This is a genomic window from Streptomyces triticagri, from assembly GCF_003429565.1.
Lineage (GTDB): Bacteria > Actinomycetota > Actinomycetes > Streptomycetales > Streptomycetaceae > Streptomyces > Streptomyces triticagri.
On the sequence record NZ_QUAK01000166.1, the window covers coordinates 1 to 4380 of the forward strand.

Genomic DNA, 4380 nt, shown 5'->3' on the forward strand with positions numbered 1-4380 from the left:
CCCCGCCCCTCCTCCCTCCCCCTCACCACCGCAGCTCACGCAGCCCTACGGGCGCCGCAGATCCTGCGTCCGCGCCGTACAGGCTCGCGCCGTAGCCGTTACGCCGACGTGTCGGCCTTTGTCGGGTACTCGAACCCCGGCAGCCACTCCTCGAGTTCGTCCCGCATCCGGACTGTCGCGCCCAGCTGGCACAGCACTCCGATCGTGCTGAGTGTCACGCGGTGTATCAGCAGATACGACGGCGGCAGATTCAGCTGCTTGCCCAACTGGTGCGCAGGGGAGCGGGGATCGGCGATCCTTGCAGCCTGGCTGCGCATCCAGCCGCGGGTGAAGGTGAACTCCTCCACCTGTGCCGGTTCGATGATCGGCAGCAGGTAGTCGAGGACTTCCTCCGGATCGAGCTCTATGTCTTCCTTGACGAACCCCTCTGCGCAGAGCGCTTCGTGCACGGTTTCTGCGTAACCGTCGATCGTCAGTCGCAGTGAAGTCCCGATGGTGTCCGGCAGTCCGCCGGGGAGCCGGTCGACGGTGCCGAAGTCGAGGACGCCCAGCTGCCAGGACGCCACGTCCTCCTGGTCCACCGGAAGCAGCCGGAAGTTGCCCGGATGCGGGTCCGCGTGCAGAAGACCCGTTCTGGCCGGTCCGGAGAACAGGAAGCGGGTCAGTAGTTGACCTGCTCTGTCCCGCTGTTCGTCCGTCCCGTCCGAGATCACTTCGGCGAGGGGGATGCCGTCGATCCACTCCGTGACCAGGACTCGATCGCACTGGTGGACCACGGCGGGCACCACCACGTCCGGGTCGTCGGCGAATTCCTCGGCGTGTGTCTGCTGTGCCTGGGCCTCCAGGTCGTAGTCGAGCTCCTCCGATACTCGGTCCCGCAGTTCTGTGATGAGGGGCTTCACGTCCATGCCCGGGACGAGCGGACCCAGGAGCCGGGCGAACCGGCTCAGCTGCGTCAGATCCGACAGGAGCGCCTCTCCGGCACCCGGGTACTGGACCTTGACCGCGACCTCCCGGCCGTCGTGCCATACCGCCCGGTGCACCTGGCCGATCGACGCCGCCGCCGCGGGCTTGTCCTCGAACTCGTCGAACAGTTCGCGCCAGTCCTCGCCGAGTCGTTCCGCGAGGACGGCATGGACGGTGCTGGTGGGCATCGGCGGAGCGGCTTCCTGCAGCTTGGTGAGTGCCGCTCGGTAGGGGCCGGCGACCTCTTCGGGGAGCGCCGATTCGAAGACGGACAGGGCCTGCCCGAACTTCATCGCGCCGCCCTTCAGCTCGCCCAGTACCTTGAACAGCTGCTCGGCTGTGCGTTGTTGCAGTTCGCGGCCGACGATCTCCGCCGGCTTTCCTCCGATCCGCTTGCCCAGGCCCCATGTGGCGCGGCCGGCGAAGCCGAGCGGCAGCGCGGCCAGCTTGGCGGTACGGGTGACCGCCTTCCGGGGAAGATCAGACATGCGCCCCTCCAAAACCCAGACTGCCGCGCCCTGCCAGGCGCCTACTCGGCCATTCTCTCGTGCGGTGGTCCTGACGCCGACGTGTCCTCCCTCTCTTCTGTCCGCGCGGCGCCGCAGGTGCAGTCGGGATGGGGAGCCACCTGCCGTGCCCGCCAGTCGGTGTCCGGCAGCGGCATCTCCCAGCGCAAGCCCGTGGAGCTGGGGCGCCCGCCGTCGAGTGCCGCCAGCGCGTGGGCAGCTGCTGTGCCGGCTACGGCGGTCGCGAGCCCGAGGTCGCAGGCCTGGGCGGGACTCCGTCGCCCGGATCGCCACTGTGCCAGCATCCGGGACCAGGTCCGGTCCTGGTCCGCGCGTCCCAGGTCGAGGCAGCCGGCGCAGGCCGTCTCCCCCGGTAGGACGAGGGGTCCGACCATGCCGGTTGCCTCCAGGACGCCGGCATACAGGTGGGGTGTCCCGGACGCCATGAATTCCGCGGCGGCGGCCGGATCGGGGGCGTGGGCCGTCAGTCCGTCCCTCGGTGCGAGGACGACGAGTGCGAAGCCCGGTGGGTGGCTGGACGGAGGGTGTCGGGAGGTGGGCCATTCTCCGGGGGAGGGGCCGGCTCGCGGTCCGCCGGGGGTGCAGCGCCGGACCAGCCGTCGAGCGGCCACGTCGCGTCGCTCGCCGATGGCCTCGGCGGGCAGTCCGCCGGGGGAGACGTCCCACGGTTCGACCTGGCCGCCGTCCATGACGTCGATGCTGCCGATTCCGGCGGCCGAGAGGGTGGCGGCGATCAGGGCGCCCACGCGGCCGGCGCCTCGCACCTGCACACTCATGGTGCGCCGTGCTGCGATGCGTCGTATGCCGCCGCCGGGGGAGCGGTCGGTGAGGGAGAGCGACATGAGGTCGGGGCGGAGGCGCTGGAGTGCTGCCGGGTCCTTGCGCAGGGCGTCGGTCCGCGGGCCGCCGCCGGTTGCGTCGTCCAGGAGTCCGGCTGCCGACAGGCGGGCGATGAGGCGGGGCAGGTGTGCTTCGGGGAGGCCGAGCCTCCGGCTTTCCTCTTGGAGCAGTGGGATTCCGCGGGTGCCGTCGAAGAGGTTCATGAGGCTCGCGGTCGTGGGGTCGACGGGGCCGATGGTGACGGCGTGTGCGGGGGTGATGCCGCATTGGATGGTGGTCAGGTCGCGCCAGGCGCGGCGCAGTGCGGGATTGAGTAAGGGGTGTGAGACGGAGGGAGGGGGTGAGGAGGGCGATGGGGTGGGTTCGTGGTCTTTGATGCGAGATGCGGCAGTTTGTTCCATCGTGGTGTCCGGGTGTCCGAGCATGGCTGTCTCCTGTGCGTGTCGTGGGTGGAGGTCCGGCGGTCCCGATCCGGCCGTGTGGTCGGGCGGGCTGAACTCAGCTTGCCTGGGGTGGGGTTGGGGTGCGGAGAGTTGTCCACAGGCGGTGGGTGATAGTCGTACGAGTGCGGGCGCGGTGGGGCGATCGCTGTCGAACCGTGCCGGAGGCGGGACTTCCTCCGCTGCCAGCAGGTAACGTCGGGGCGTGCCCGCCGACCCTCTGCACCGAGCTGCGAGCTCGCAGCGCCGCACGCCAAGCCAGCCCTCGCGTGGCTCTGCGACGAGTGCGGTCGAGGTCCGAAGAAGTGCGCGTCGTCGTCGGACGGTGTCCGCCTACCGTGAGGGCGATCGCACGATCGTGTTGATCCCGGCCCGGATGTCGGAGGCCGAGGAGCGACGCTGGGTGACCGTGATGCTGGACAAGCTCGAGGCGCAGGAGAGCAAGCGACTGCTGGGTGATGCCGAGCTGTCCGAGCGCGCCCAGAGGCTCTCCGGGCAGTACTTCGACGGGCGGGCGCAGCCGAGTTCGGTGCGCTGGGTCACGAATCAGAACACCCGGTGGGGCTCCTGCACTCCGGCCGAGGGCAGCATCAGGCTCTCCCATCGTCTGCAGGGCATGCCGGAGTACGTCGTCGACTACGTCCTGCTGCACGAACTGGCGCATCTGCTGGTGCCGGGGCACGGCCCGCGTTTCTGGCGTCTGCTCGAGGCGTATCCGCGTACGGAACGCGCGCGTGGCTATCTGGAAGGTGTGGTTTCCGCCGATCGCCTGCCGCATCTGCCGACCGCGCGCGAGGAGTGACTCGGCAGGGCCGGTGAGCCGGGTGGTCGGGTAACGCTCAAGTCGCGGCGGCGAGGCGGCAAACCGGGCGAATCCTGGCAGCTCGGCCGGGGAGGCGGCGATTGTGTACCGGGTCCGTCCCGGCTTGGCTCGTTGTCGGCGTCAGCGGTTAGCCTGACGCGACGCATTCACTTTCCGGATGGGGGACGGTCGTTACGCATGGCCAGGGAATTCCAACGCGGCCACAAGGCCAGGATCAGTGACCTCACCGCGGGCACGGATCTGTACGTGGGTGTACAGATCAATGCCCCGGGGCTGACCTTCGACATCAGCTGTTTCGGTCTGGATGCCGAAGAGCGCCTGTCGGACGATCGCTACTTCGTCTTCTTCAACCAGCCGAAATCCCCCGAGGAGTCGATTCAGCTTCTGGGGGCGCAGGCGGGTGACACCGAGTCCTTCCGCGTCACGCTCGACCGGATTCCGCAGCAGATCCAGAAGCTGTCGTTCACCGCGACCATCGACGGCAACGGCCAGATGTCGCAGATCGCCCCCGGCTATCTGCGGATCGTGGCCGGCGGCGAGGAGGTGGCCCGGTATGCGTTCAACGGCTCGGAGTTCTCCACCGAACGCGCCGTGATGCTGGGCGACTTCTATCTGAAGGACGTCTGGCGGTTCGCCGCCGTCGGCCAGGGCTTCGACGGCGGACTCGACGCGCTGCTCAAGAACTTCGGGGGAGAGGTCGCCGAGGAGGAGCCCGCCGCCGCGGCGCCGCAGCCGCAGGCCGCCGCCCCGGGATTCGCCCCGCCGCCCGGCGGCGCCGCACCCG

4 protein-coding genes are annotated in these 4380 nt (G+C 69.5%); 2 read left to right on the top strand and 2 right to left on the bottom strand.

Annotation, left to right across the window (positions count from 1 at the left end; translation table 11 throughout):
- Window positions 1-98: 98 nt before the first annotated feature.
- The gene (locus tag DY218_RS25535; protein ID WP_128558498.1) at window positions 99-1454 is read right to left on the bottom strand and encodes an ABC1 kinase family protein; all 1356 of its coding nucleotides are present in this window, start codon (window positions 1452-1454) and stop codon (window positions 99-101) included.
- A gap of 41 nt (window positions 1455-1495) precedes the next feature.
- Entirely contained in the window at window positions 1496-2758 is a 1263-nt protein-coding gene (locus DY218_RS25540) for a ThiF family adenylyltransferase (protein ID WP_233521900.1), read from the bottom strand.
- Between the two features lie 220 nt (window positions 2759-2978).
- On the opposite strand from DY218_RS25540, the gene DY218_RS25545 reads away from it, so the two are divergent.
- Both DY218_RS25545 and DY218_RS25550 read left to right on the top strand, forming a co-directional pair.
- Window positions 2979-3575, top strand: a complete 597-nt coding sequence (locus DY218_RS25545) for a M48 metallopeptidase family protein (protein ID WP_128558499.1) — start codon at window positions 2979-2981, stop codon at window positions 3573-3575.
- 198 nt (window positions 3576-3773) lie between these two features.
- On the top strand, window positions 3774-4380 hold a 607-nt coding region (locus DY218_RS25550; protein WP_147336170.1), incomplete at its 3' end, for a TerD family protein.

Excerpts from the sequence above, each read along its gene's own strand:
- DY218_RS25535 (WP_128558498.1), bottom strand. The coding sequence starts at position 1,454 with ATGTCTGATCTTCCCCGGAAGGCGGTCACCCGTACCGCCAAGCTGGCC.
- DY218_RS25540 (WP_233521900.1), bottom strand. The coding sequence starts at position 2,758 with ATGCTCGGACACCCGGACACCACGATGGAACAAACTGCCGCATCTCGC.